The organism is Parathalassolituus penaei (assembly GCF_026626885.1).
GTDB lineage: Bacteria > Pseudomonadota > Gammaproteobacteria > Pseudomonadales > Oceanobacteraceae > Oceanobacter > Oceanobacter penaei.
The window spans coordinates 192,746-215,964 of the sequence record NZ_JAPNOA010000016.1 but is presented as its reverse complement, the minus strand read 5'-3'; the positions used below and the strand labels follow the sequence as shown (position 1 = coordinate 215,964).

At 55.1% G+C, this 23,219-nt stretch carries 19 protein-coding genes; 15 read left to right on the top strand and 4 right to left on the bottom strand.

What is annotated here, in order from left to right; translation table 11 throughout:
• Positions 1-62 precede the first annotated feature (62 nt).
• From OUO13_RS04170 to mtnC, 12 genes are all read left to right on the top strand, one after another.
• A complete protein-coding gene (locus OUO13_RS04170; protein WP_283172593.1) occupies positions 63-2,984 on the top strand; it encodes an ATP-binding protein in 2,922 nt (973 codons plus the stop codon).
• Complete coding sequence (locus OUO13_RS04165; RefSeq protein WP_283172592.1) at positions 2,981-4,399, top strand: sigma-54-dependent transcriptional regulator; 1,419 nt, start codon at positions 2,981-2,983, stop codon at positions 4,397-4,399. The genes OUO13_RS04170 and OUO13_RS04165 overlap by 4 nt, the downstream gene beginning before the upstream one ends.
• 2,059 nt (positions 4,400-6,458) lie before the next feature.
• Positions 6,459-7,826: a polynucleotide adenylyltransferase PcnB gene (gene pcnB, locus OUO13_RS04160; RefSeq protein ID WP_283172591.1), complete on the top strand. Its 1,368-nt coding sequence runs from the start codon at positions 6,459-6,461 to the stop codon at positions 7,824-7,826.
• Positions 7,823-8,341 (top strand): 2-amino-4-hydroxy-6-hydroxymethyldihydropteridine diphosphokinase, encoded by a 519-nt coding sequence (gene folK / locus OUO13_RS04155; RefSeq protein ID WP_283172590.1) that lies wholly within the window; start codon positions 7,823-7,825, stop codon positions 8,339-8,341. The genes pcnB and folK overlap by 4 nt, the downstream gene beginning before the upstream one ends.
• Before the next feature lie 133 nt (positions 8,342-8,474).
• Entirely contained in the window at positions 8,475-9,284 is an 810-nt protein-coding gene (panB, locus tag OUO13_RS04150; RefSeq protein WP_283172589.1) for a 3-methyl-2-oxobutanoate hydroxymethyltransferase, read from the top strand.
• Positions 9,281-10,147 (top strand): pantoate--beta-alanine ligase, encoded by an 867-nt coding sequence (gene panC, locus OUO13_RS04145; protein ID WP_283172588.1) that lies wholly within the window; start codon positions 9,281-9,283, stop codon positions 10,145-10,147. Before panB ends, panC begins: the two co-directional genes overlap by 4 nt.
• A gap of 116 nt (positions 10,148-10,263) precedes the next feature.
• Positions 10,264-10,644 (top strand): aspartate 1-decarboxylase, encoded by a 381-nt coding sequence (gene panD / locus OUO13_RS04140; RefSeq protein ID WP_283172587.1) that lies wholly within the window; start codon positions 10,264-10,266, stop codon positions 10,642-10,644.
• A 178-nt stretch (positions 10,645-10,822) separates the two neighbouring features.
• Positions 10,823-12,481, top strand: coding sequence for a glucose-6-phosphate isomerase (gene pgi, locus OUO13_RS04135; RefSeq protein ID WP_283172586.1), 1,659 nt, complete (start codon positions 10,823-10,825; stop codon positions 12,479-12,481).
• Between the two features lie 93 nt (positions 12,482-12,574).
• On the top strand, positions 12,575-13,606 hold the full coding sequence (gene mtnA / locus OUO13_RS04130; RefSeq protein WP_283172585.1) for an S-methyl-5-thioribose-1-phosphate isomerase: 1,032 nt from the start codon (positions 12,575-12,577) through the stop codon (positions 13,604-13,606).
• On the top strand, positions 13,603-14,253 hold the full coding sequence (locus tag OUO13_RS04125) for a methylthioribulose 1-phosphate dehydratase (protein WP_283172584.1): 651 nt from the start codon (positions 13,603-13,605) through the stop codon (positions 14,251-14,253). The genes mtnA and OUO13_RS04125 overlap by 4 nt, the downstream gene beginning before the upstream one ends.
• Positions 14,254-14,304: 51 nt before the next feature.
• Positions 14,305-14,850: a 1,2-dihydroxy-3-keto-5-methylthiopentene dioxygenase gene (locus tag OUO13_RS04120; RefSeq protein ID WP_283172583.1), complete on the top strand. Its 546-nt coding sequence runs from the start codon at positions 14,305-14,307 to the stop codon at positions 14,848-14,850.
• A 2-nt stretch (positions 14,851-14,852) separates the two neighbouring features.
• A complete protein-coding gene (gene mtnC / locus OUO13_RS04115) occupies positions 14,853-15,572 on the top strand; it encodes an acireductone synthase (RefSeq protein ID WP_283172582.1) in 720 nt (239 codons plus the stop codon).
• 92 nt (positions 15,573-15,664) lie between these two features.
• Here the strand turns inward: mtnC and fghA are convergent, their stop codons facing one another.
• Together fghA and orn are read right to left on the bottom strand one after the other, a co-directional pair.
• Positions 15,665-16,504, bottom strand: a complete 840-nt coding sequence (gene fghA / locus OUO13_RS04110) for an S-formylglutathione hydrolase (protein WP_283172581.1) — start codon at positions 16,502-16,504, stop codon at positions 15,665-15,667.
• Between the two features lie 45 nt (positions 16,505-16,549).
• On the bottom strand, positions 16,550-17,098 hold the full coding sequence (orn, locus tag OUO13_RS04105; protein WP_283172580.1) for an oligoribonuclease: 549 nt from the start codon (positions 17,096-17,098) through the stop codon (positions 16,550-16,552).
• A 104-nt stretch (positions 17,099-17,202) separates the two neighbouring features.
• Between orn and rsgA the strand changes: the two genes are divergently transcribed.
• The 3 genes from rsgA to OUO13_RS04090 all read left to right on the top strand — a co-directional run bounded on the left by rsgA (position 17,203) and on the right by OUO13_RS04090 (position 21,267).
• Positions 17,203-18,228: a small ribosomal subunit biogenesis GTPase RsgA gene (gene rsgA, locus OUO13_RS04100; protein WP_283172579.1), complete on the top strand. Its 1,026-nt coding sequence runs from the start codon at positions 17,203-17,205 to the stop codon at positions 18,226-18,228.
• Positions 18,229-18,232: 4 nt separating this feature from the next.
• A complete protein-coding gene (locus OUO13_RS04095) occupies positions 18,233-18,571 on the top strand; it encodes a cupin domain-containing protein (protein ID WP_283172578.1) in 339 nt (112 codons plus the stop codon).
• Positions 18,572-18,819: 248 nt separating this feature from the next.
• Positions 18,820-21,267 carry a sensor domain-containing protein gene (locus OUO13_RS04090; protein ID WP_283172577.1) on the top strand — a complete coding sequence of 816 codons (2,448 nt, stop codon included), beginning with the start codon at positions 18,820-18,822 and terminating at the stop codon, positions 21,265-21,267.
• 19 nt (positions 21,268-21,286) lie between these two features.
• Here OUO13_RS04090 and OUO13_RS04085 read toward each other — a convergent pair whose 3' ends face one another.
• Both OUO13_RS04085 and motA read right to left on the bottom strand, forming a co-directional pair.
• Positions 21,287-22,267 (bottom strand): flagellar motor protein MotB, encoded by a 981-nt coding sequence (locus tag OUO13_RS04085; RefSeq protein WP_283172576.1) that lies wholly within the window; start codon positions 22,265-22,267, stop codon positions 21,287-21,289.
• Entirely contained in the window at positions 22,267-23,121 is an 855-nt protein-coding gene (gene motA, locus OUO13_RS04080) for a flagellar motor stator protein MotA (RefSeq protein WP_283172575.1), read from the bottom strand. The genes OUO13_RS04085 and motA overlap by 1 nt, the downstream gene beginning before the upstream one ends.
• Positions 23,122-23,219 lie beyond the last annotated feature (98 nt).

Here is a 23,219-nt window from a genome sequence, read left to right as displayed (position 1 = left end):
TAGTCTGTCGGCATTTTGTGGCGGGGCCATGGGCCTTTGCCGACGCTTGTGGATGCCGGATTATGACGTTTAACCTCAGCCTGTTATGCCTGATCATGCTGGCATACCTCTCGCTGCTGTATTTCAGTGCCTACGCCGTCGAGCGCGGCTGGGTTCCACGTCGTTGGGTACAACAACCCGTGATTTACCTGCTGTCGCTCGGCGTTTTTGCCAGCGCCTGGGGGTATTACGGCAGTGTGGCACTGGCTGACCTCTATGGGTTTGGTTACCTCGCCTATTTTATGGGCCTTGCTGGTGCTTTCCTGATGGCACCGCTCTTGCTCAAGCCCATTCTTTCGATCACCCGCATGTACCAGCTCAACTCGCTGGCTGACCTGCTGTCATTCCGTTATCGCAGTGCCAGCGCCGGGGTTCTGGTTGCCATCTGTATGCTTGGCGTCGTAATTCCGCTGCTGACCCTGCAAATGAAAGCCGTCGCCAATACCATGCATATGCTGGCCCCGGAGTGGTCGGATATGTGGCTGGTGCCGGGCTTTGCAGTCACCCTGATGATCCTGTCGATCCTGTTTGGCGCCCGTCATATGACCCCGCGGGAAAACCACGAAGGTCTGGTGTTTGCACTGGCGCTGGAAACCCTGTTCAAACTGATTGCCGTCCTGATTGCCGCCGGTGTCCTGCTATTTGACCTGCTGCCACAGTTGCCTGATGGTAATCAGTGGCTCAGCCATGTCAGCGCCTATTTTGCATCGCGCACCTATTCGCCACCGGCAACACCGTCTTACGCCCTGTTTATGATGTGCTTGGCCATCGCCATTGCCATGCCACACACATTCCACATTACCTTTACCGAAAACGTCAGTGCCCGCTCATTACGGCTGGCCAGCTGGGCCTTTCCAGTACTGCTGCTGATCCTCAGTATGGTGGTGCCGCCACTGATCTGGGCCGGTAAACTTATGACATTAAACGTGCCGCCTGAATATTTTTCGCTGGGGCTAGCGCTGGAAATGAAATCGCCCTGGCTGGCCTTGCTGGTGTTTATGGGTGGTGTCGCCGCGGCAACAGGGGTGAGCATCCAGATGACTCTGGCCTCCTCTACCATGCTGCTGAATCACGTGTTGTTCCCTCACCACAAGCCTGGTCCGGCTACCGATTTTTATCGCTGGCTGCTATGGAGCCGCCGCCTGCTGGTTGTGGCAATTATTGGCAGCGCCTGCCTGTTTTATCTGCACATTGGCCATCGTCTGGATCTGAACCGGCTGGGGATTCTCGCCTGTGGTGCCGCCCTGCAATTTATGCCAGGCGTGTTTGGCCTGCTGTATTGGAAAGGTGCCAACCACAAAGGCTTTATTTATGGTCTGGTCGCCGGCTTTACCGTCTGGAGCAGCGCCCTGCTGCCCGACCTGTTATGGCATGGCAAGGACTGGCTGCCAACCTGGTTAATCTACGATGCCGGCAACTGGCAGTACGCGGCGATTGGCAGCCTGATCGCCAACTTCGGAACACTGGTGCTGGTAAGTCTGCGCAGCACTACCCATCCGGCTGAAAATGCCGCCGCCGATGCTTGTATTCTCGCCGCACAGCGTCCGAGCATGCGCCCACTGGTGGCCGAAAACTCCAACGATGCCATTCTGGCCCTCAGCCGTCCGCTTGGCCGTTTTATGGCCGAACGGGAAGTCACCCAGGCACTCGCTGATCTCGGCTTGCCGGGTTACGAAGATCGTCCACACGAGCTGCGCCGCCTGCGTGTGCGTCTGGAAGCCAACCTCGCCAACCTGATGGGGCCGACCGTTGCCCAGGACATTATCCAGCGTTACCTGCCACTGCAGCAGGGTGCCGAACTGACCTCGGATATCTTCCTGATCGAACAACGCCTTGAAGGCTTCCATGATCGTCTGTCCGGCCTGGCAGGCGAACTTGACCACCTGCGTCGTTATCACCGCCAGACACTGGAGCGGTTACCGATTGGTGCCTGCTCGCTGGCAGAAGATGGCGAAATCCTGCTCTGGAACCATGCCATGGTAGAACTCACCCGCATTCCGGCGGATCGTGTTACCGGCACCCTGCTGGCTGGCCTGCCCGATCCATGGGGCAAACTGCTGAGCAGCTTTACCAACGCCGTGCCACTTCACGAGTACAAAAAGCGGATTGATATTGAAGGCCGCCCACGCTGGTACAACCTGCATAAATCCCTGATCCAGTCGGCAAACGGCCAACCCGGTGGCATTGTGTTACTACTGGAAGACCAGACCGATACCCAGCTGCTGGAGCGCGAGCTGATGCACAGCGAACGCCTGGCATCGATCGGCCGTCTGGCAGCGGGTGTTGCCCACGAAATCGGCAACCCGGTAACCGGTATTGATTGTCTGGCGCAGACGCTGCAGTACGAAGCCGAAAATCCCGACACCCGGGAAATCGCCGATCAGATTCGCGATCAGACCAAACGCATCGGCAAAATCCTGCAATCACTGATGAACTTCGCCCATGCCGGTAACCATTCCACCGAACATGAAGAAGTGAACATCCACACCTGTGTTGAAGACGCCATGCAGTTGTTGCGTCTGAGCAAACGCAGTCAGGACATTCTGTTTATCAACGAATGCGACCCGGATGCCATGGTACTTGGGGATTCCCAGCGTCTGGTGCAGGTATTCGTCAACCTTCTGGGTAACGCCCGTGATGCCAGTCAGCCCGGTGACACTATTGTTGCTGATACAATTCAGGATGAGCATCAGGTGTGTATTCGGGTAACAGATGAAGGGCACGGTATCCCACCGGAAATTCTCGGTCGGGTTTTCGAGCCGTTCTACACCACCAAGGAAGTTGGCAAAGGCACCGGCCTTGGCCTTGCGCTGGTTTACAGCATTATTGAAGAGCACTATGGTCAGGTGAAGATACAAAGCCCCGCTGATCACAACGGTGGTACATGTGTTAGAGTCAGCCTGCCACGTTACCTTCCGGAACACAGGACGGAATCCAGTTTATGAGTCGTATCCTCGTCGTCGAAGATGAAGCCATCATTCGCCAGTCGATTCGTCGCCTGTTACAGCGTCACGGCTACGAAATTACCGAAGCGGACAGCCTGGATGCTGCCCGCCAGCAGGATCTCGACAGCTTTAACCTGATCATCACCGATCTGCGTTTGCCGGGTGGTCAGGGTACCGAACTGATCGCCCTGGCCTCGCGCACACCCGTGCTGGTGATGACCAGTTACGCCAGTCTGCGCAGCGCCGTTGATGCCATGAAACTCGGTGCGGTTGAGTACATCGCCAAACCATTTGATCACGAAGAGCTGGTTCAGGCCGTCAAGACCATTCTGGCTCGCAAACCTGAGCCTGCGCCAACCAGCTCTGCAACAGCAGAAAGCAACGATGACGACGACACTAACGAAGCCGTTATCAATAGTGGCCATAACGGCATTATCGGCAGCTGTGATGCCATGCTGGCGCTCTACAAGAAAATCAGCAAGGTAGCCCCCACCGACGCCACGGTACTGATTCACGGTGAATCCGGCACCGGTAAGGAACTGGTGGCCAAGGCCCTGCATCTGCAAAGCCGTCGCGCGTCCGCCCAGCTGATTTCGGTTAACTGCGCAGCTATTCCGGAAACCCTGCTGGAATCCGAACTGTTCGGCCACGAAAAAGGGGCTTTTACCGGTGCCGCCGCCCAACGTCAGGGTCTGGTTGAAGCCGCTGATGGTGGCACCCTCTTCCTCGACGAAATTGGTGAGCTGCCACTGGAGGCACAAGCACGTCTGCTGCGGGTATTGCAGGAAGGCGAAATCCGCCGGGTTGGTTCGGTGCAAAGCCTGAAAGTGGATGTACGCCTGATTGCGGCAACCCACCGTAACCTGCGCGAAATGGCCAGCCGTGGTGAATTCCGTGAAGACCTGTATTACCGCCTCAACGTTGTGGAACTGCGCCTGCCAGCCCTGCGTGATCGTGGTGATGACGTTCTAGAACTGGCTGAGTTCATGTTGCGTCGCAGCTGCGAAAAAATGGCTCAGGCCAGCATGAAATTTGATGCCGCCGCCATGCAGGCAATTCGCCAGTATCAGTGGCCAGGTAACGTGCGGGAACTCGAAAACGCGGTTGAGCGCGCCGTTATTCTTGCCGATGGCAACCGGATCAGCGCCGACCTGCTGGGGATCGACTTGTCTCCGGATCGTTACATCAGTCAGGCCATGCGTGAAAACCTCGTTGAAAACAACAACGTTGCGGTTGAACGCGAGCCCGCTGCGGATCATGGTGATCTGTCACTGGACGACTATTTCATGCACTTTGTGCTGGAAAACGAAAGCAAGATGACCGAGACCGATCTGGCCCGCAAACTGGGCATTTCACGCAAAAGCCTGTGGGAACGTCGCCAGCGTTTGGGAATCCCTCGCAAAAAAGCCAAGTAGTGTTACCGCCCGCCTCATGCTACCGAAGTGTTACGCTACTAGTGGTAACACTTTTGGTAACAACCTCACAGTTTATATGGCAAACAATTTCCGACTTAAGCACAACTCCTTGTTTTTAAAGGGTTTTCCAAAACCCCAAAAAGTTGGCACGGCTTTAGCTTTATCTGCATCACAACAAGAGTGGTGACGCGATAAAAACAAGAATGTCGTCAACCAACCCGTAGCGCCGTCAAATAAAAACAAGTGCGGCCGCGAGTGTCAGAACAAGAAGAAGTCTCCGATTCTCTCCGAAACCCGGGTTCAGGTAACTGATCCCGGGTTTTGTTCATCTGGGCATCCCAAAATCAGCAGCCAGCCCCCGGACTAACCGCGCGCACATGTCTGCTCCGGTAACACTTTTCCATCCGCCACTCACAGCCCCGTAACAGCAATGCCCCACGAGGCGTCGCGACAGCATTCGACCAAGTGTTAGTTACAACAGACAATGAACTTCGATCTGAATTGTTGAAACCACCAACCAATACCTTTGTAGTGATACCAGAGTGTTACCTGGCCCAAAGTGTGTTACCCAGAGCAACAGCCCCACGTAACACAATCTGTTTCCAACACTGAAAAACATCCCTCTAAAAAACCTAACTCAATGATTTTAATAGACTTTATAAAGTTGGCACGACATTGGCTTCATATAGATCACAACAAGAGTGGTAGCGTTGAAAATAAAAATAAAAAACACGCACAGCCGCCAAAACGCCAAACAATAAAAATAAACATGGCGTCGAGTGTCAGAACAAGAAGAAGTCTCAAGCTCTCTCCAGAACCTCGCATCGTCACCCCGATGCGGGGTTTTGTTCTTTATGGCCTCTGCTTTTGGCGAACACCACCACAACCTGTCGATCTACACCAATCCCGCAACACAACAACCAGGAAGTAACACCTGCGACCCCCTCCCAAAGTGTTACCCGTAACACTACTTGTTACCGCTCACCACGCCGAACGTAACAAAACCTTGCGATTTCTTGCACATTTCCGCGAAATAAAATCATAACCTTTTGTTTTATATGGATTTTTAAAAATTGGCACGACTATAGCTAATACCGGATCAGAATAAGAATGACGACGCACCAATAAAAATAAGAACCGCGATCAGTCACATCACATCGCCGAACAATAAAAATAAAAAATCAGCGACGAGTGTCAGAACAAGAAGAAGTCTCAAACTCTCTCCAGAACCCGTAATCAGGTAACTGATTACGGGTTTTGTTCATTCTGGGCCTGAAAAATACGGGAGCATGTTGTGCAGCCCTGTTCTGCGCCGCATGTTGCTATTCGGGTCGAGTGTTTCAGGTTGAGTGTTACCGCCCCCACATCGTCATCCAGGACAGCAGTTATTCAAAACGGTAACACTCTCCTCCCCCTGTCACATACACAGCAGCCACACACCCAGCAGCCCCAGCCACACATTCAGGTAACACTCCGGAATAGCCCGGAAGACCAGTTTTCGCAAAAGTTCAAAAAATCCCGGCTGTTACCCGGCGGACTGACCCGTAATCACGCCTTTGGCTCAAAGTGTTACCTGTGGCCCAAACTGTTACCCAAGGCCACGAAACAGGGTAACAGCCACACTGTCAAAGCCATGCCAACCGCCACCAACAAAACACAAACACTTGATTTATAAGGACTTTTAAAAGTTGGCACAGCACCTGCTTTAATATTTACACGAAGCGACGCAAACAATAAAAATAAAAGCTGCGTTAGCTTCCTGGCTCTGACAATAAAAATAAATACCAGAGCCGTAACAGCAAACCTCGACAACAAAAATAACAAGAGGTGTCGCTGATCCGACTGTTTCGAATGGTCTGCTTCGCCGATAAAAATAAAAACAGGCGATACTGAATATTCAAAAGAGCGGATGACCCCAGTCCGAGCATTGAGGGACATACAACAATAAGAACACGGGCCTCCCCAGATGAAAGCCGCTTCGAGCGGCTTTTTTATTTATCTGGAGTTCACTCCGCTGTACACTCGTCGCCTTCCGTTTCGAGCTACAGAACTGCACTCAGTGAAGCGTATAACCCGTTTTATCAAGAACATCCTCAGTCCAGATGCCCCGCAAGTGGCAGACGAGCCATTGTTCCAAGTCATTACCCGTGACGAGCACAGCATCAGCCGCAGCCAGCTCAGCGAAAATGCGCTGAAGGTGTTGTATCGCCTGCACAATGCCGGTTACGAAGCATTGCTGGTTGGCGGTGGCGTACGCGACACCCTGCTGGGTCTTCATCCCAAGGATTTCGACGTTGCAACCAATGCAACTCCCGAACAGGTCGCCGCGCTGTTTCGTAACGCGCGTCTGATTGGTCGACGCTTCAAGCTGGTTCATGTGGTATTCGGACGAGATGTCATCGAAGTCGCCACTTTCCGCGCCCCACCAACCGAAGAGCACTCTAGCAAGGTAGCCGCCACCGGTGAGCAGGGCATGATCCTGCGCGACAACGTCTATGGCACCCGTGACGAAGATGCGGTGCGCCGTGACTTCAGCGTTAACGCCATCTATTACAACATCGCTGATTTTGGCGTGTACGCTTACGCTGGCGGCTGGGAAGACCTGCAAAATCGTCAGCTGCGCCTGATTGGTGATCCGGAAACCCGCTACCGTGAAGACCCGGTACGTATGCTGCGGGCGATCCGTTTTATGGCGAAGCTCGACTTCACCATGGAACCGGCAACCGCCGCACCGATTCCACAGCTGGCCTCCCTGCTCGAGCAGGTGCCTGCTGCACGCATGTTCGATGAAATTCTCAAACTGTTCCTGGCTGGTAACGCTCTGGTAACACTGCAGCTGTTACGCCAGTACAACCTGTTTGAACATATTTTCCCGGCCACCGAGCAATGTCTGCGCAGTGATCCGCTGGCGCTGGCACTGGCCGAAAATACCATGCGTAACACCGATGCGCGCATTCGTGCTGACAAATCGGTAACACCGTATTTCTTCCTTGCTGCCTTGTTGTGGCCAGCCCTGATTCGCATGACTCGTGAATTCGAAAAAACCGGATTGCCGCCGCACCCGGCCATGCAAAAAGCCGCTGACCGCCTGCTGCACCAGCAGTGCCAGCATCTGGCGATTCCAAAACGTTTCTCGATTCCAATGCGTGAGATCTGGGAAATGCAGCTGCGTCTGCCACGTACCCAGAGCCGCAAGAGTCTTGAGCTGCTGAGTCTGCCACGCTTCCGCGCGGCTTATGACTTCCTGCTGCTGCGTGAGCAATCCGGTGAAGATCTGGGCGGAATCGGTTCCTGGTGGACCCGTTTCCAAGCCGAACATGGTGTACCGGAAACACCATCCCGTCGTCAGCAATTTAATGACGAAAACCCGGAAGAACCACGTCCGGCGCGTCGCCGTCGTCGTCGGGCACCGCGTAATCGCTCATGACCACACTCTGCTATCTTGGACTGGGTGCCAATATCGACAACCCGGTCCAGCAGCTGCTGACAGCTGTTACAACTCTCGCCGCCCTGCCCGGTATCCAGCTGGAGCAGGTGTCATCCCTGTACGGCAGCAAGCCGGTCGGCCCCCAGGATCAACCTGATTATGTCAATGCCGTCGCCTGCATCCGCACTTGTCTTGCTCCACTGGCTTTGCTGGACAACCTGCAACAGCTGGAGCGGGATCAGGGCCGGGTGAAACTGCGTCATTGGGGCGAGCGTTGTATTGATGTCGACATCCTGTTGTATGGCGACGAGGTGATCAGCAGTGAACGTCTGACCGTTCCTCACAGCCAGATGGCACTGCGCAGTTTTGTATTATTACCCCTGATGGAAATCGCTCCGGCGCTCAATATGCCGGATGGCCGTCCACTGAGTGCCTGGGCCACCAAGGTTCTGGCAGACATTCAAAGCGGCAAGGAAGCACCGCTGGTCCCACTATTGCCACCCCCCGTCATCTGAACGGCCACATTTAATCCGGAAAAGTAAAGACCCTTTCCGATAGAATGAAATTCAATTGGCAATATTGACTTACCGGCACCAATAAGCACCATAGCGTCCTTGTGTACGAACGAACCTGGACTGGAGAACGCCCATGAGCCCAATCAATATCAGGACCCTGCAGGCCAAGAAAGACCAGCAGGAAAAGTTCAGCGTCCTGACTGCCTACGACGCCACTTTCGCTCAGCTGGCCGCTGACGCAGGCGTAGACGCCATTCTGGTTGGTGATTCCCTGGGTATGGTTCTGCAAGGTCAGGACAGCACCCTGCCCGTGACCGTAGCCGAAATGGCTTATCACACCGCCTGTGTTGCCCGTGGCAACCGTCGTGCGGCACGCCCTGCACTGATCATGACCGACCTGCCGTTTATGAGTTACGGCACGCTTGAGCAAGCTCTCGACAGCGCTCGTCAAGTCATGCAAGCCGGTGCTCACATGGTCAAACTCGAAGGTGACGACTGGCTGATTCCGATTATTGAATCGCTGGGCCGTCAGGGGGTTCCAGTGTGCGCACACCTGGGCCTGACGCCACAGTCGGTGAACAAATTCGGCGGTTATCGCGTTCAGGGCCGCGAGCAGGAACGTGCTGAAGCTATGGTACGTCATGCGATTGCACTCGCGGATGCCGGAGCCGACCTGCTGTTGCTCGAATGCGTACCATCAGCACTGGCGGAACGTATTACCGCTTCTGTGCGAGTGCCGGTTATTGGTATTGGTGCTGGTAGTGCCACGGATGCCCAGGTACTGGTGATGCATGACATGCTGGGCCTGAATCCCAACCATGTACCCAAATTCGTGAAAAATTTCATGACCGATGGTCGTGGAGTCAAAGAGGCGTTCGCCGCCTACGTTCAGGAAGTGGAAGCCGGGACATTCCCCGGCCCGGAGCACGGGTTTAACGCATGATCACTGTTCATACCATTCGCGAATTGCGCGAACAGGTGCTGGCGGCACGCCGCCAGGGCCAACGTATCGGCTTTGTGCCAACCATGGGCAATCTGCACGACGGGCATATCAGCCTTGTTGATCGCGCCCATGCCGAAGACTGCTTTGTCGTTGCCAGTATTTTTGTTAATCCGATGCAGTTTAACGACCCCAAAGACCTCGAGCGTTACCCACGTACACTCGAACAGGATCAACAGCGTCTGGCGGCCGCCAGCTGTGAATTGTTGTTTGCACCGGATGTAAAAGAAATGTACCCGAACGGCCAGGCCAGTATGAGCCGCGTGACCGTTCCGGGTGTATCGGAAGGTCTGTGCGGTGGGGCTCGTCCCGGCCATTTTGACGGTGTGGCGACTGTGGTCACCAAATTGTTCAACATGGTCCAACCGGATCAAGCCTTTTTTGGGGAAAAGGACTACCAGCAGATAGCCGTTATCCGCAAGATGGTCGCTGATCTCGACATGCCAATTAAAATTACCGCTGTACCAACAGCCCGCGCGGCCGATGGTCTGGCACTCAGTTCCCGTAACGGGTATCTGACAGCGGAAGAACGTGCAATTGCCCCGGCGTTGCATCAGGGGTTGCAACAACTGGGACAGTTACTCAAACAGGGGGTAACCGTTGCAGAAGCAATCGCTGAGGCGCGTCAGGCTATTGATAACAGTGGCTTCCGTTGTGACTACCTCGAAGTACGGTGTGCTGACAATCTGGAAGTGGTTTCCGCGCCACAACCAGGTGACAAACTGGTGATTCTCGGGGCTGCTTTCCTCGGTAATGCCCGCCTGATTGATAATATCCAGGTCGCATTGAATCCACATATTGATTAAGGCATACTCTCGCCCCCTCGTCAGATCGTCTATTTATTGATCGATCATCAGGGGCCGATCCCCGGTTGCCGGGCCCCGCACTGCGCCCGGAACCGATGTTTATGTAAGGGGTTACCATGCAGTCCATTATGCTGAAAGCCAAACTTCACCAGGCCCGTGTGACCCACTCGGTGCTGAATTATGAAGGCTCCTGTGCCATTGATGGCACCTTGCTGGATCTTGCCGGCATGCGTGAGTTTGAACAGATCCAGATTTACAACATCGACAACGGTCATCGTTTCACTACTTACATCATCCGTGCCGAAGATGGCTCCGGCATGATTTCTGTAAATGGTGCTGCTGCCCGCCTGGCCGATGTTGGCGATCGCGTTATTATCTGCACCTACGGCAGTTATGACGAACAGGAACTGGCCAACTTCAAGCCAAAGATGGTGTACATCAACGCTGATAACAGCGTCAGCCACACCAGCTTCGACATTCCGGTTCAGATGGCCTGAACCCTGGGGCCCCTGTTACCCACGGTAACAGGGGCCTGTTTTCCCCGCCGTGTAACACTTCGTCCTACCGATTATCCACTTCGCAAGAAAACCTACTGGCAACAAGGGCTTACACTTTGCTGCAGGCAGTAGCAGTCCGTATACTGTTCACAATAACAATGACCACCAAGGATTGTTTATGTCAAGGGACAGCAGCCTTACCCAATCTCCTGCCTGGATGGCTTTGAAGCAGCACTATACCGAAATTCAGCATCACCATATGCTTGAATGGTTTGCCGCAGACCCTAAGCGTTTTGAGCAATTCCAGTCACAAGCCGCAGGCCTGACCCTGGATTACTCCAAGAATCGGATTACCCGTGACACCGTTGCCTTACTGCTGCAACTGGCCGAAGAACGTGAGTTGCCAGCCCAGATCAACGACCTGTTTGAAGGTGCTGCTGTTAACAACAGCGAAAAACGCCCAGCTTTACACACCGCTCTGCGTAACTTCAGTGACCGTCCGGTAATGGTAGATGGCGTGGATATCATGCCGGAAGTACGTGCCACCGTGCATCGTATGGAAGAATTCTGCTGGAAGATCCGCCGCAACCAATGGCGTGGTTACACCAACGCGCCGTTCACCGATGTGGTGTCGATTGGTATTGGTGGCTCGTTCCTCGGGCCGAAACTGGCTTCCGGTGCGCTCAAGCCATATTGGGACAGCCGCCTGGATATTCACTATCTGGCCAACATCGACGGCTCCCATATCACTGAGATTCTGAAACGCCTGAATCCGGCCACCACGCTGTTTATTGTGCAGTCGAAGTCGTTTGGCACCCAGGAAACCCTGAAAAACGCCCTCGCCTGCCGCAGCTGGTTCCTGAAAAACGGTGGTAACGAGTCAGACCTGGCCAAACATTTTGTGGCCGTGTCGTCCAACGTCGAAAAAGCCGTTGAGTTTGGTATCGCCGAAGAAAACATCTTCCCGATGTGGGACTGGGTCGGTGGTCGTTATTCCCTGTGGTCTGCCATTGGTCTGCCGCTGGCACTGGCGATTGGTATCGACAACTTCCGCGACCTGTTACGTGGCGCCCACGCCATGGACGAACACTTCCGCACCGCACCGCTGGCGCAGAATATGCCGGTGCTGATGGCACTGCTGGGAATCTGGTACGTCAACTTCTTTGGTGTTAACTCACATGCAATTCTGCCGTATGACCATTACCTGCGGACACTGCCAGCGCATCTGCAACAACTGGATATGGAAAGTAATGGTAAGTCGGTGACCCGTCAGGGCCAACCGGTGGATTACCACACAGGCCCGGTGATCTGGGGTGGTGTGGGCACCAACGGTCAGCACGCCTTCCACCAGTTGTTACACCAGGGCACGCATTTTTCACCGGCTGATTTCATCATGCCAATGACCAGTCACAACCCGATTGATCATTTCCATGCCCTGCTGGTTTCCAACTGTTTGAGCCAGAGCCAGGCCCTGCTGCAAGGCAAGTCCGAAGCGGAAGCTCTGCAGGAACTGCTGGATGCCGGTATGCCGGAAGCCGAAGCCCGTGCACTGGCACCACAAAAAGCCATCAGTGGTAACCGCCCGAGCAACACCCTGTATTTCCCGAAATCCACACCACAAGTGGTGGGTGCATTGATTGCCCTGTACGAACACAAGGTCGCTGCCCAGGGCATGATCTGGGGTGTCAACTCGTTCGACCAATGGGGTGTAGAGCTGGGCAAAAAACTGGGCAACCGCGTGCTGGACGCCCTGCTCAGTGGCGACTCTCCGGCCAACTTTGATGGTTCAACCTGTGGTCTGGTAGACGCCTTCCGTCGCATGCAAAAACTGCTGTAATCCTCCCGCAGGGCGACAGCAACCGCCGTAGCCGTTAAACTAGCGCGTTTATTGCCCAGTTTAACGGCTACAGCCTGCACGGAACTCCGAATCATGTCTGCCCAAAGCCCGTCCCGAGTCAACGCCATTGAATGGCGCAACAACCGCCTTTACCTGCTGGACCAGCGCATCCTGCCGCATGAACAGGTCTGGATCGAATGTACCAGTGCCGCCGACACCGCCATCGCCATTCGCGATATGGTGGTACGTGGCGCACCTGCCATCGGCATCACAGCCGCCTACGGTTATGCTCTGGAAGCCCTGCGTGGTGGTGATATGACCGAAACCTTCCGGGTACTGGCAGCCTCACGTCCAACGGCGGTTAACCTGTTCTGGGCACTGGAACGTATGGCGACTCTGGGCACTACCGATGCCGCTTCGCTGGTCGCCGAAGCGATCCGGATTCACGAAGAAGACATCGCTGCCAACCTCGCCATGGGCAACCATGGCGCGTCCGTTATGCCAGAAGGGGTGCGTATTTATACCCACTGTAATACCGGCGCACTGGCAACCGGTGGCCACGGTACCGCCCTCGGTGTGATTCGCAGCGCCTGGAATGACGGCAAGGTGGAACAGGTTTATGCCGGTGAAACCCGTCCATGGCTGCAAGGTGCGCGCCTGACCGCATGGGAACTGCAGCAAGACAACATCACCGCCTCGCTGGTGTGTGATGGCGCCGCTGCGCAACTGTTCCGGCAGGGCAAGGCCGACTGGGTCATTGTGGGGGCCGATCGTATTACCGCCAACGGTGACGTTGCCAACAAGATTGGTACTTACAGTCTCGCCGTACTGGCCCGTCACCACGGCATGAAATTCATGGTTGCTGCGCCACTGAGCACCTTTGACCTCAGCCTCAGCAGCGGTGACCAGATCCCGATCGAACAACGTCCGATGTCGGAAGTCACCAGCATCAAGGGCATCCAGATTGCCCCACACGAGTTCCCGGCAATCAACCCGTCATTTGACGTGACTCCCGCCGAGCTGATTGATGTGATCGCCACCGAAGCCGGTCTGATCCACAACCCGAGCAAGGAAACCGTCGCCGCTCTCTTTGCACGTGCCCGTGCGGAAGGCCGTCAGGCATGAACCTGACGCTGCGCTTTCAACAGCTGGCTGAGGATCTCTGCCATTACGGCCGAATCCTCTACAACAACGACTGGTCACCGGCCACCAGCTCGAACTACTCCGCACGTCTGGACGACCAGTACTGCGCACTGACCAGCTCCGGCAAACACAAGGGTGAACTCACGCCGGCCGATATTCTGGTGGTCGACTGGCAAGGTCGAGCAGTCAACCCGGAAGGTATCAGCAACCGCGGCAAACCCTCTGCGGAAACCCTGTTACACACCCAGATTTACCAGCGCTACCCACAAGCCGGAGCGGTGTTGCACACCCATTCGCGCAATGCGGTTTTGCTGTCGGCCTTATGGCCACAGGCAGAACTGGAACTGACCGGCTGGGAATTACAAAAAGCCATCGAAGGCCAGAACAGCCATGAAAGCCGACTGGTGATTCCGATTGTTGATAACGATCAGAACATTCCGCGCATGGCCGAAGGGCTCGACCCACTGCTGCTACCGGAATGCCGCGCCTACCTGATTCGCGGCCACGGCATCTACACCTGGGGCCACAATCTGGCCGACTGTTTCCGGCATCTGGAAGCACTCGACCATCTATGCGCCTACCAGCTTGAACTCATTCGTCTGGGCCAAATGGAGTCCCGACAACCGTAACACCGAGGGTTGTTACCGCCGGTAACAACCTCGGCGCACCACGAGGAAATCATGTCCGCCATCCGTATTTACCCACACGCCGACATCACCCAGCTGGAGTTTGCCAGCCAGAATATCAGCAGTATTCGCGCCCGTCTGGCCGCTGCCGGTGTGCGTTTTGAACAATGGCAAGCCAGTGCAGAACTGAGTCCGGGCGCCAGCCAGGACGAAGTTATTGCCGCTTACCGCGCCGACATCGACCGCCTGATCGCAGAAGAAGGTTACCAGACCGTGGATGTGGTCAGCCTCAATCGCAAAAACCCGAAAAAAGACGAACTGCGCCAGATTTTCCTGCGCGAGCATCGTCATGGCGAAGATGAAGTACGCTTTTTTGTTGCGGGTCAGGGTTTGTTCAGTCTTCACATAAATGACAGGGTTTACGAAGTACTCTGTGAACGCGGTGATCTGATCAGTGTACCGGCCAACACCCCACACTGGTTCGATATGGGTCCTAACCCCGACTTCATCGCTATTCGCCTGTTTAATAATCCGGAAGGCTGGGTCGCCCACTACACTGGCGACAACATTGCCGACCGCTTCAACCGATTGGAAAACTGATAATGCCTGTACGTGTCATCCTGACGGACATCGAAGGAACCACCTCCTCCATTTCGTTCGTCAAAGACGTTCTGTTTCCGTACGCCACCCAGAATCTGGCGGCCTACGTTCGCGTGCACATCATGGATGACTTTGTGCAAGCCCAACTGCAAGCCACACTGGATATCCTGATCGAAGAAGGCATTACCCACCTGACCACCGCCAATACCGAGGCGCTGATTCAGGCATTGCTGAACTGGATTGCCGAGGATCGCAAGGTCACACCATTAAAAGCCCTGCAGGGACGCATCTGGGAAAACGGCTACCGCCACGAAGATTACCAGGCCCATGTGTACCCGGATGCGGTAGCCCAGCTGCAGCATTGGCATCAGGAAAACCTGCCGATCTACATCTACTCGTCCGGTTCGGTCGAAGCCCAGAAGCTGTTTTTTGAATTCAGCCAGTACGGCAACCTGCTGCCGTTGTTCAGCGGCCATTTTGATACCCTTATCGGTGCCAAGATCAACGCTGATTCCTACCGTACGATCAGCACCCAACTGGCCGCCGTACACGCCGCAGCACCGGCGGAAATCCTGTTCCTGTCGGATGTGGAAGCCGAGCTGGATGCCGCCCGCGACGCCGGTATGCAAACCTGCTGGCTGATCCGCGATGGTGAACTGCCGGAGCAACCGGCCCATCGGGCTGTACGCAGTTTTGACGACATCCAGCCAGAGCTGCTGTAAACCGCCAGAGCTGTAAACCGCCAGCCATGGAATAACGCCAGAAACAAAAAGGGCCGCAATTGCGGCCCTTTTTGTTGGTGGTCACATCAGGATTACTGTGCAGCCTTCAGATGATCAGCGTGGAAACGCAGGTGATCTTCAATAAACGACGCAATGAAGTAATAGCTGTGGTCATAACCGTCCTGACGACGCACGGTCATCGGGTAATCGGTAGCCGCAACGGTCTGCTCCAGCGTATCAGTGCCCAGCTGTTCGGCCAGGAAAGAATCCGCCGAGCCCTGATCCACCAGCGCCGGAATACGCGCAGCCGTTGTTTTCAGCAGTTCAACCGTGTCATGGCCTTTCCAGACCTCACGATCCGCACCCAGATAGGTGGTGAACGCCAGCTCACCCCACGGGCAGTTGGACGGATTGGCGATTGGACTGAACGCCGACATCGACACATAACGCTCCGGATTACGCAGGGCAATGGTCAGAGCACCATGGCCGCCCATGGAGTGACCACTGATGGCACGTACACGGGTTACCGGGAATTCCTGCTCCACCAGCGCAGGCAGCTCGTTCACCACATAGTCGTACATGCGGTAATGCTTGCTCCACGGCGCTTCGGTAGCGTTGACATAAAAACCCGCGCCCTTGCCCAGATCGTAACGATCTTCATCGGCAACACCATCACCACGTGGACTGGTGTCCGGAGCCACAATGGCAATGCCGAGTTCGGCGGCCATACGCTGGGCACCGGCTTTCTGCATGAAGTTTTCGTCGGTACAGGTCAGACCGGACAGCCAGTACAACACCGGCACCGGTGTTTCAACGCTGGCTTGTGGCGGCAGGTAAACAGCAAAACGCATGCGGCAATCCAGCACGGCAGACGCATGTTCGTATTGGCGGTGCCAGCCACCAAAGCTGCGGTTTTCACTGATCTTGTTCATCGTAATCCTTTGCATGTGGCGGCCTTGGCCGCCGTCTTCACCGGATCATTCCGGTAATTTCAGGAAATGCTGGCGATAATGAGCGAGTTCCGCGATGGATTCACGAATGTCATCCAGCGCCTGATGGCTCGCCGTTTTCTTGAAGGAGGAGACGACTTCAGGGTTCCAGCGCTTGGCCAGCTCCTTCAGGGTGCTGACGTCGAGGTTACGATAATGGAAAAACGCTTCGAGTTCAGGCATGTATTTGACCAGAAAGCGACGATCCTGATGAATACTGTTACCACACAGCGGTGATGATCCCGGCTTGACATACTGAGCCAGGAACTCAAGGGTGCGCAGCTCGGCATCACGAGCCGACACATCGGAGTGACGTACGCGTTCGGTCAGGCCGGAATTACCGTGAGTACGGGTGTTCCACTCATCCATGGCGTCCAGCAGAATGTCCGGCTGGTGCACGGCAAACACTGGACCTTCCGCAATCACATTCAGATTGCCATCGGTAACGATGGTGGCGATTTCGATAATAACGTCCTGTTCCGGCTCGAGGCCGGTCATTTCCAGATCCATCCACACCAGGGTGTCTTGCTGACTCATTGCTTGTACCGGTTTTCACTAAGATTAAGGAAAGCAGTTTAGCCGGTTGCTCTTGCCCTGACCAACACGGACAATACGCCCAACTTCAAGACAGACAGACCCCGATGGCGAAACGCAAACTCACCAAACAGCAAACCTGGCGTATTGCCAGAATCCAGGACGAAAAGGCCCAGCGTGCCGACAAAAAAGAAGCACGTATTGCCGAACAGCTGAACGCTGGCGACCTGGGTGACGAAACCCATGGCCTGGTGATTGCGCATTTCGGTACCCAGGTGGAAGTCGAGGATGAACAGCGTCAGCGTTACCGCTGTTTCCTGCGCGCCAACCTCGGCTCGCTGGTTACCGGTGACCACGTGGTGTTTCGTCCGGGTCAGGAACAGAACGGCGTGCAAACCGGTGTGGTGGAAACCGTACTGGAACGTAACTCCGAGCTGTCACGTCCCAACCCGTATAACGAAATCAAACCGGTTGCCGCCAACATCGACGTCATCCTGCTGGTGATTGCGCCGGAACCGTATGCGCACGCCAACCTGATCGACCGTTATCTGGTGGCGGCGGAAAACTGCCATATCGAACCGATCATCCTGCTCAACAAGATCGACCTGGTGAACGACGATAACAGCGAACACCTGGCCGACCTGCTGAACCGCTACAGTTATCTGGGTTATCGCATCCTGCAGGTCAGTGCCCACGATCCGGACAGCCTCGGTGAGTTGAAAGAATTCCTCAACGATCAGGTCAGCGTGTTTGTGGGTCAGTCCGGTGTCGGTAAATCCTCACTGATTGCCACCCTGCTGCCAGGTGAAGACCTGCGTATTGGTGCCTTGTCGGAACACACCCGCAAAGGCCGTCACACCACCACCACCGCCCGCCTCTACCACTTCCCGGCCGGTGGCGACCTGATCGACTCTCCGGGGATTCGCGAGTTCGGCCTCTGGCACATGAGTGAAGACGACGTGTTGTACGGTTTCCGTGAATTACGCGCCGTTGCCGGCCACTGTCGTTTCCGCGATTGCCACCACGAACAGGAACCGGGTTGTGCCCTGATCGAAGCCGTTGAAGAAGGCATCATCAGCGAAGCCCGCTTCAGCAGCTACAAACGGATTCTGGAAACCCTGTCCGAGCTGTAACACCATGAACACGCCGTTATTCAATCTCTTTGAACATCTGCCTGACGCCCGTCAGGCAGAGCAGTTTGAAGACATCCTGCGTTTACCGGGCATTCGTATCGAACGAATTGTCTCCTGCGGGCAATCCTCACCAGAGGGTTACTGGTACGACCAGCCTGAAGGTGAATGGGTGATGGTGTTACAGGGTCAGGGCGTGATTGAATTCGACGACGGTCGTCTGTTGACCCTGAACTCCGGCGACGGCATCCATATTCCGCCCCATTGCCGCCATCGGGTTGCCGCGACCACCGATACCACCATCTGGTTAGCCGTGTTTTATGGCTCGCCCACGCCAGCCCAGTGAATCTGACCAGAGACGCCCGCACGACCGAACATTCAGGCCATAATTCGCGACAAACTCAGCAAAACATCTGCCGCGATTCGACGTTCTGCCACACTGTTGCTACCGTTCACCAGACGTTCAAGACAATTGGATTGTCAGACGCCAACCGAATGATTGTTCCCTCTACGATTCTTTGGGAAAACTGATAGTCTTGGCGACTCTATCGTGGACAGCATTGCTACTGACCTCAGACTTTGCAGAATTGGATTATGGAAGAGACCATCATCTCCATCCCTATGCTGGCAGGTAACAACTCCCATACTCATAACAGCGTCCTGCTGGAGTCGCTCCTGCTCTATTTACCAGGCATGATCTGGATGAAAGACCCCAAAGGAGTCTATCTCGCCTGTAACCCATTATTTGAAGCTTTTTTTGGTGCTCGTGAAGCTGATATTCTCGGGCATACCGATTACGACTTTGTCGATCAGAAACAGGCCGACTTTTTTCGCTGGCACGACATCAAGGCCATGAATGCCGGTAAACCCATGATCAACGAAGAGTGGATTACGCTCTGCAATGGCACCCGGGTTCTGCTGGAAACCACCAAAACAGCTGTTCACTCACCCGACGGGCAACTGCTGGGTGTGCTGGGAATTGGCCACGACATTACTCAACGTCACCAGACCGAAAAGGCGCTGCGTGATAGCAGCGAACGTTATCAGGCTATTCTCACCAGCAGCCTTGATGGCATATGGGTGGTGGATCGCACAGGTAAATTGATTGACATCAACGATGCTTATTGCCAGCAATCGGGCTATAGCCGGGAAGAATTGCTCAACCAATCCTTACTATTCCTTGATCCCAATGAAACCGCGGAGAGTGTCGCCAATCGTACCGCACGTATTATCAGTAACGGCGGTGATATTTTCGAAACAACTCACCGCCGCAAGGACGGCAGCGAGTGGCCGGTCGAGGTTTCCGTCAGTTATTCCGGTCTCGATACAGGCCAGTTTTTTGTGTTCCTGCGTGATATCAGCGAACGCAAGAAAACCGAACAGCAGATCCAGTACATGGCGTACAACGATGTGCTGACCAACCTGCCCAACCGCATCGTGCTGGAAGACCGGCTACGCCAGGAAATTGCCCACCACAAACGTAATGGCAAACGCATTGCCGTGCTGTTTCTCGACCTCGATGGTTTCAAACGCATCAACGATATTCACGGCCATGACATTGGCGACCAACTGCTGATCGCCATGGCGGCGCGTATGCGTGTAACCGTGCGAGCGGCAGACACCATCGCTCGTCTCGGTGGCGACGAGTTTGTGGCAATACTGCCCGATTTGGACAACAACGATGATTACCTGCCGATTCTTGACCGCCTGCTCGAAGCAATCGCCGAACCCATGCAGGTTGCGGATCTGCAGCTGCAGTTGACCGCCAGTATTGGCATCACCTTTTACCCACAACAGGACGAAGTCGACGGCGACCAGCTGATGCGTCAGGCCGACCAGGCCATGTATCAGGCCAAACTGGCCGGTAAAAACCGCTATCACCTGTTCGATACACAACTGGAGCGGCTGTTACGCCATCGCCATCGCGACCTCTACGAGTTGCGCCGCGCTTGTGCCAACGGCGAGCTGACGCTGTATTACCAGCCCAAGATCAATATGCGTACCAGCCAAATGACCGGTGCAGAAGCCTTGTTACGCTGGCACCACCCGGAGCGAGGCCTGCTTACCCCCGGCGAATTCCTGCCAGCCATGGAAGGACAAAACTTCCTGATTGAACTGGGTGAATGGACGGTGCGTCAAACACTGCGCGAAATTTCCGCCTGGCAAATGCAGGGCCTGCACATTCAGGTCAGCGTGAATATCGCGGGCCTGCATCTGCAACGAACCGACTTCCTGCCCCGCCTGCTGCAGATTCTGGATGAGTTTCCATCGGTTCCACCACACCTGCTGGAACTGGAAATTCTGGAAACCAGCGCGCTGGAAAACGTGACACACGTAACTGACGTGATAGCCGAATGCCGCAAACTGGGGATCAGTTTTGCGCTGGATGATTTCGGCACCGGTTATTCATCGCTGACGTATCTGAAACGCCTGCCCACCCAGGTGTTAAAAATCGACCGCAGTTTTGTCGAAGAAATGCTTGATGACCCGGAAAACCTCTCCATTCTCGATGGCGTGATCAAGCTGGCCAGCGCCCTCAATCGCGATATCGTTGCCGAAGGTGTCGAGAGTGTTACCCAGGGCGAAATCCTGCTGTTACTGGGATGTGAGCAGGCCCAGGGCTTTGCTATCGCCAAACCGATGCCTGCCGAAGCCATTCCACAATGGCTGTACAGCCGTAAGATCGAACCGCTCTGGTACAACCGCCGCCCACTGCGGGCCGAATGCCGCTGCCTGTTGTTTGCCATGGCACACTGGCGCAGCTGGCGTAAACGCCTGCGCCAATGCCAGTACAATCCGCAACTGGCCACCCAGTGGTTACGGCAGATTTACCGGATTCCGGGACTGCCGGAAACACTGGACAATATCTCCGTCGCCGACCTCGGTCGTATTCGCCAGCAACACACAGGTTTGTGCCAGCTGACGCGACATGTTCTCGAACAGATTCGCGATAACGACGACTCACGACTGCAGCGTAATCTGGCGATGTTTGATGTGGAGTGTGACCAGCTGCTGGATCGACTCGAAGGTTTGTTGCCTTGAATGCCCCCGGTAGCCGCCACTATTCCCTGAGATTGGGCGGATTATCGTAAGGGTTGTCAGCCCGGTTGCGCTGCTCCTGCAGTTTCTGCAAGGCATCCAGCGATTGTTCAAATCCTTGCTGGCGCTGCTGCAAGGCCTGTGGGTCTTGCTGATCGATCGGTGGATTCTGCAGCAGCAAAACGATACGACGATTGGCCGGTGCTTGCGGATTGGCCAGGTCCAGCGGCTGGGTATCACCAACACCAACCACCTCAGCAATCTGTTTTCGCTCCAGGCCAGCCTCCATCAACGCCTTGCGGGCGGAGTCGGCACGCAACGCTGACAACTTCCAGTTATTGTCATCCTCGGGGTACGGGCTGTTACTGCCACGCTCATTGTCAGTATGGCCGGTAATCACCAGCCGCATGCCGCCCACCAGCGCCACCGACAGAATGGGTGCCAGTTCCCAGAGAATATCTTCGGTATAAAACTGCAGGTCAGCACTGCCGGAGGCAAACATCGGACGATCACGGCTGTCGATAATCTGCAGACGCAGACCTTCGCGGGTAATGTCGATCATGATCTGGTTACGGAATGGCCCCAGCCGCTGGCTGGCGACAATCAGCTGTTCAATTCTCTCTTTTAACGCTTCACTGTCAGGATCATCGTTATTGTCAGGGCTGCGAATACGATTCTGGCGTAACTCCAGCACGGTATCAGCGGCATTGGTGCCTTCATCGCCAAGATTGGTCATGACGGACGGCGAGCCACCAAGGTCGATCGGTGATGATGACGGCATCAGCTTGCCATCCGCGTAGGCTTTGGGGTCCTGGAAGAAACCGGAGATGGCCATACGTTGTTCTTCGGAGGAGTTGTTGATGATCCACAACACCAGAAACAGCGCCATCATGGCCAACGCAAAGTCAGCCATAGCCACTTTCCAGGCACCTCCGTGATCATCATGCCGACGCCGCACCACGCGGCGAATAATAATGGGCGTCTTGGGGCCTAGATTCTCCATTAACGGCCTCGCAGACGAGCATCCAGCTCATCAAAACCGGGGCGACAGTGGGTATAAAGCGCCTTACGACCAAACTCGACCGCCAACTGTGGTGGCACTCCGTGTAACGATGCAATAATAGCCGCCTTGGCGGCTTCGTACAGGCGAATCTCGTGATCGGCCAGATGCTTCATGTTGTTGCCAATCGGGCCAACCAGACCATACGCCAGCAATACCCCCGAAAATGTCCCCACCAGCGCCGCAGCCACATGAGCACCAATTGCCGTGACCTCACCACCAATGGCCCCCATGGTAATCACAATGCCCAACACCGCCGCCACAATCCCGAAACCGGGCAAGGCATCTGCAACGCGGGTAACTGCCGTCCCCGGCTGTTCAAGTTCGTGCAAGCGAGTATCTATTTCCTGATCCATCAAACCTTCCAGCTCAAAAGCTGACAGGTTGCCCACCACAATGATACGGAAATAATCCGCCACAAAATTGGCCAGCTCACGGTTACGCTGGATATCCGGATAACGGGCAAAAATCGCGCTGGACTGCGGGCTGTCGACTTCGGCTTCAATCGCCATCATGCCTTCACGCCGGGCCTTGTTGAGAATATCGAAGATGAGATTGAGCAAATCCATCTGCATGGCGTGTTCACGTTTGCCGCTCCCTACAATCACTCTCGGCAACAGGGCAAAGGTACGTCTCACCAGAGACCAGGGATTGGAAACCAGAAAAGATCCCAGCGCTGCTCCCACAATAATCAGTACTTCAAAGGGCTGCCATAGAGCCAGCAGCTGGCCGTGCGACATCACAAAGCCGTACAGCACGCTGCCAAACACAATCAGCATCCCAATCAAAAACAGCATCTACGGCCCCCGCTCGCCCTTGCGTCTGCTAGCTGCCATCCGATGACGGCAATAAACCTGTCTATAGTTAAGAACACCCCAATCATTTACTCAAACAG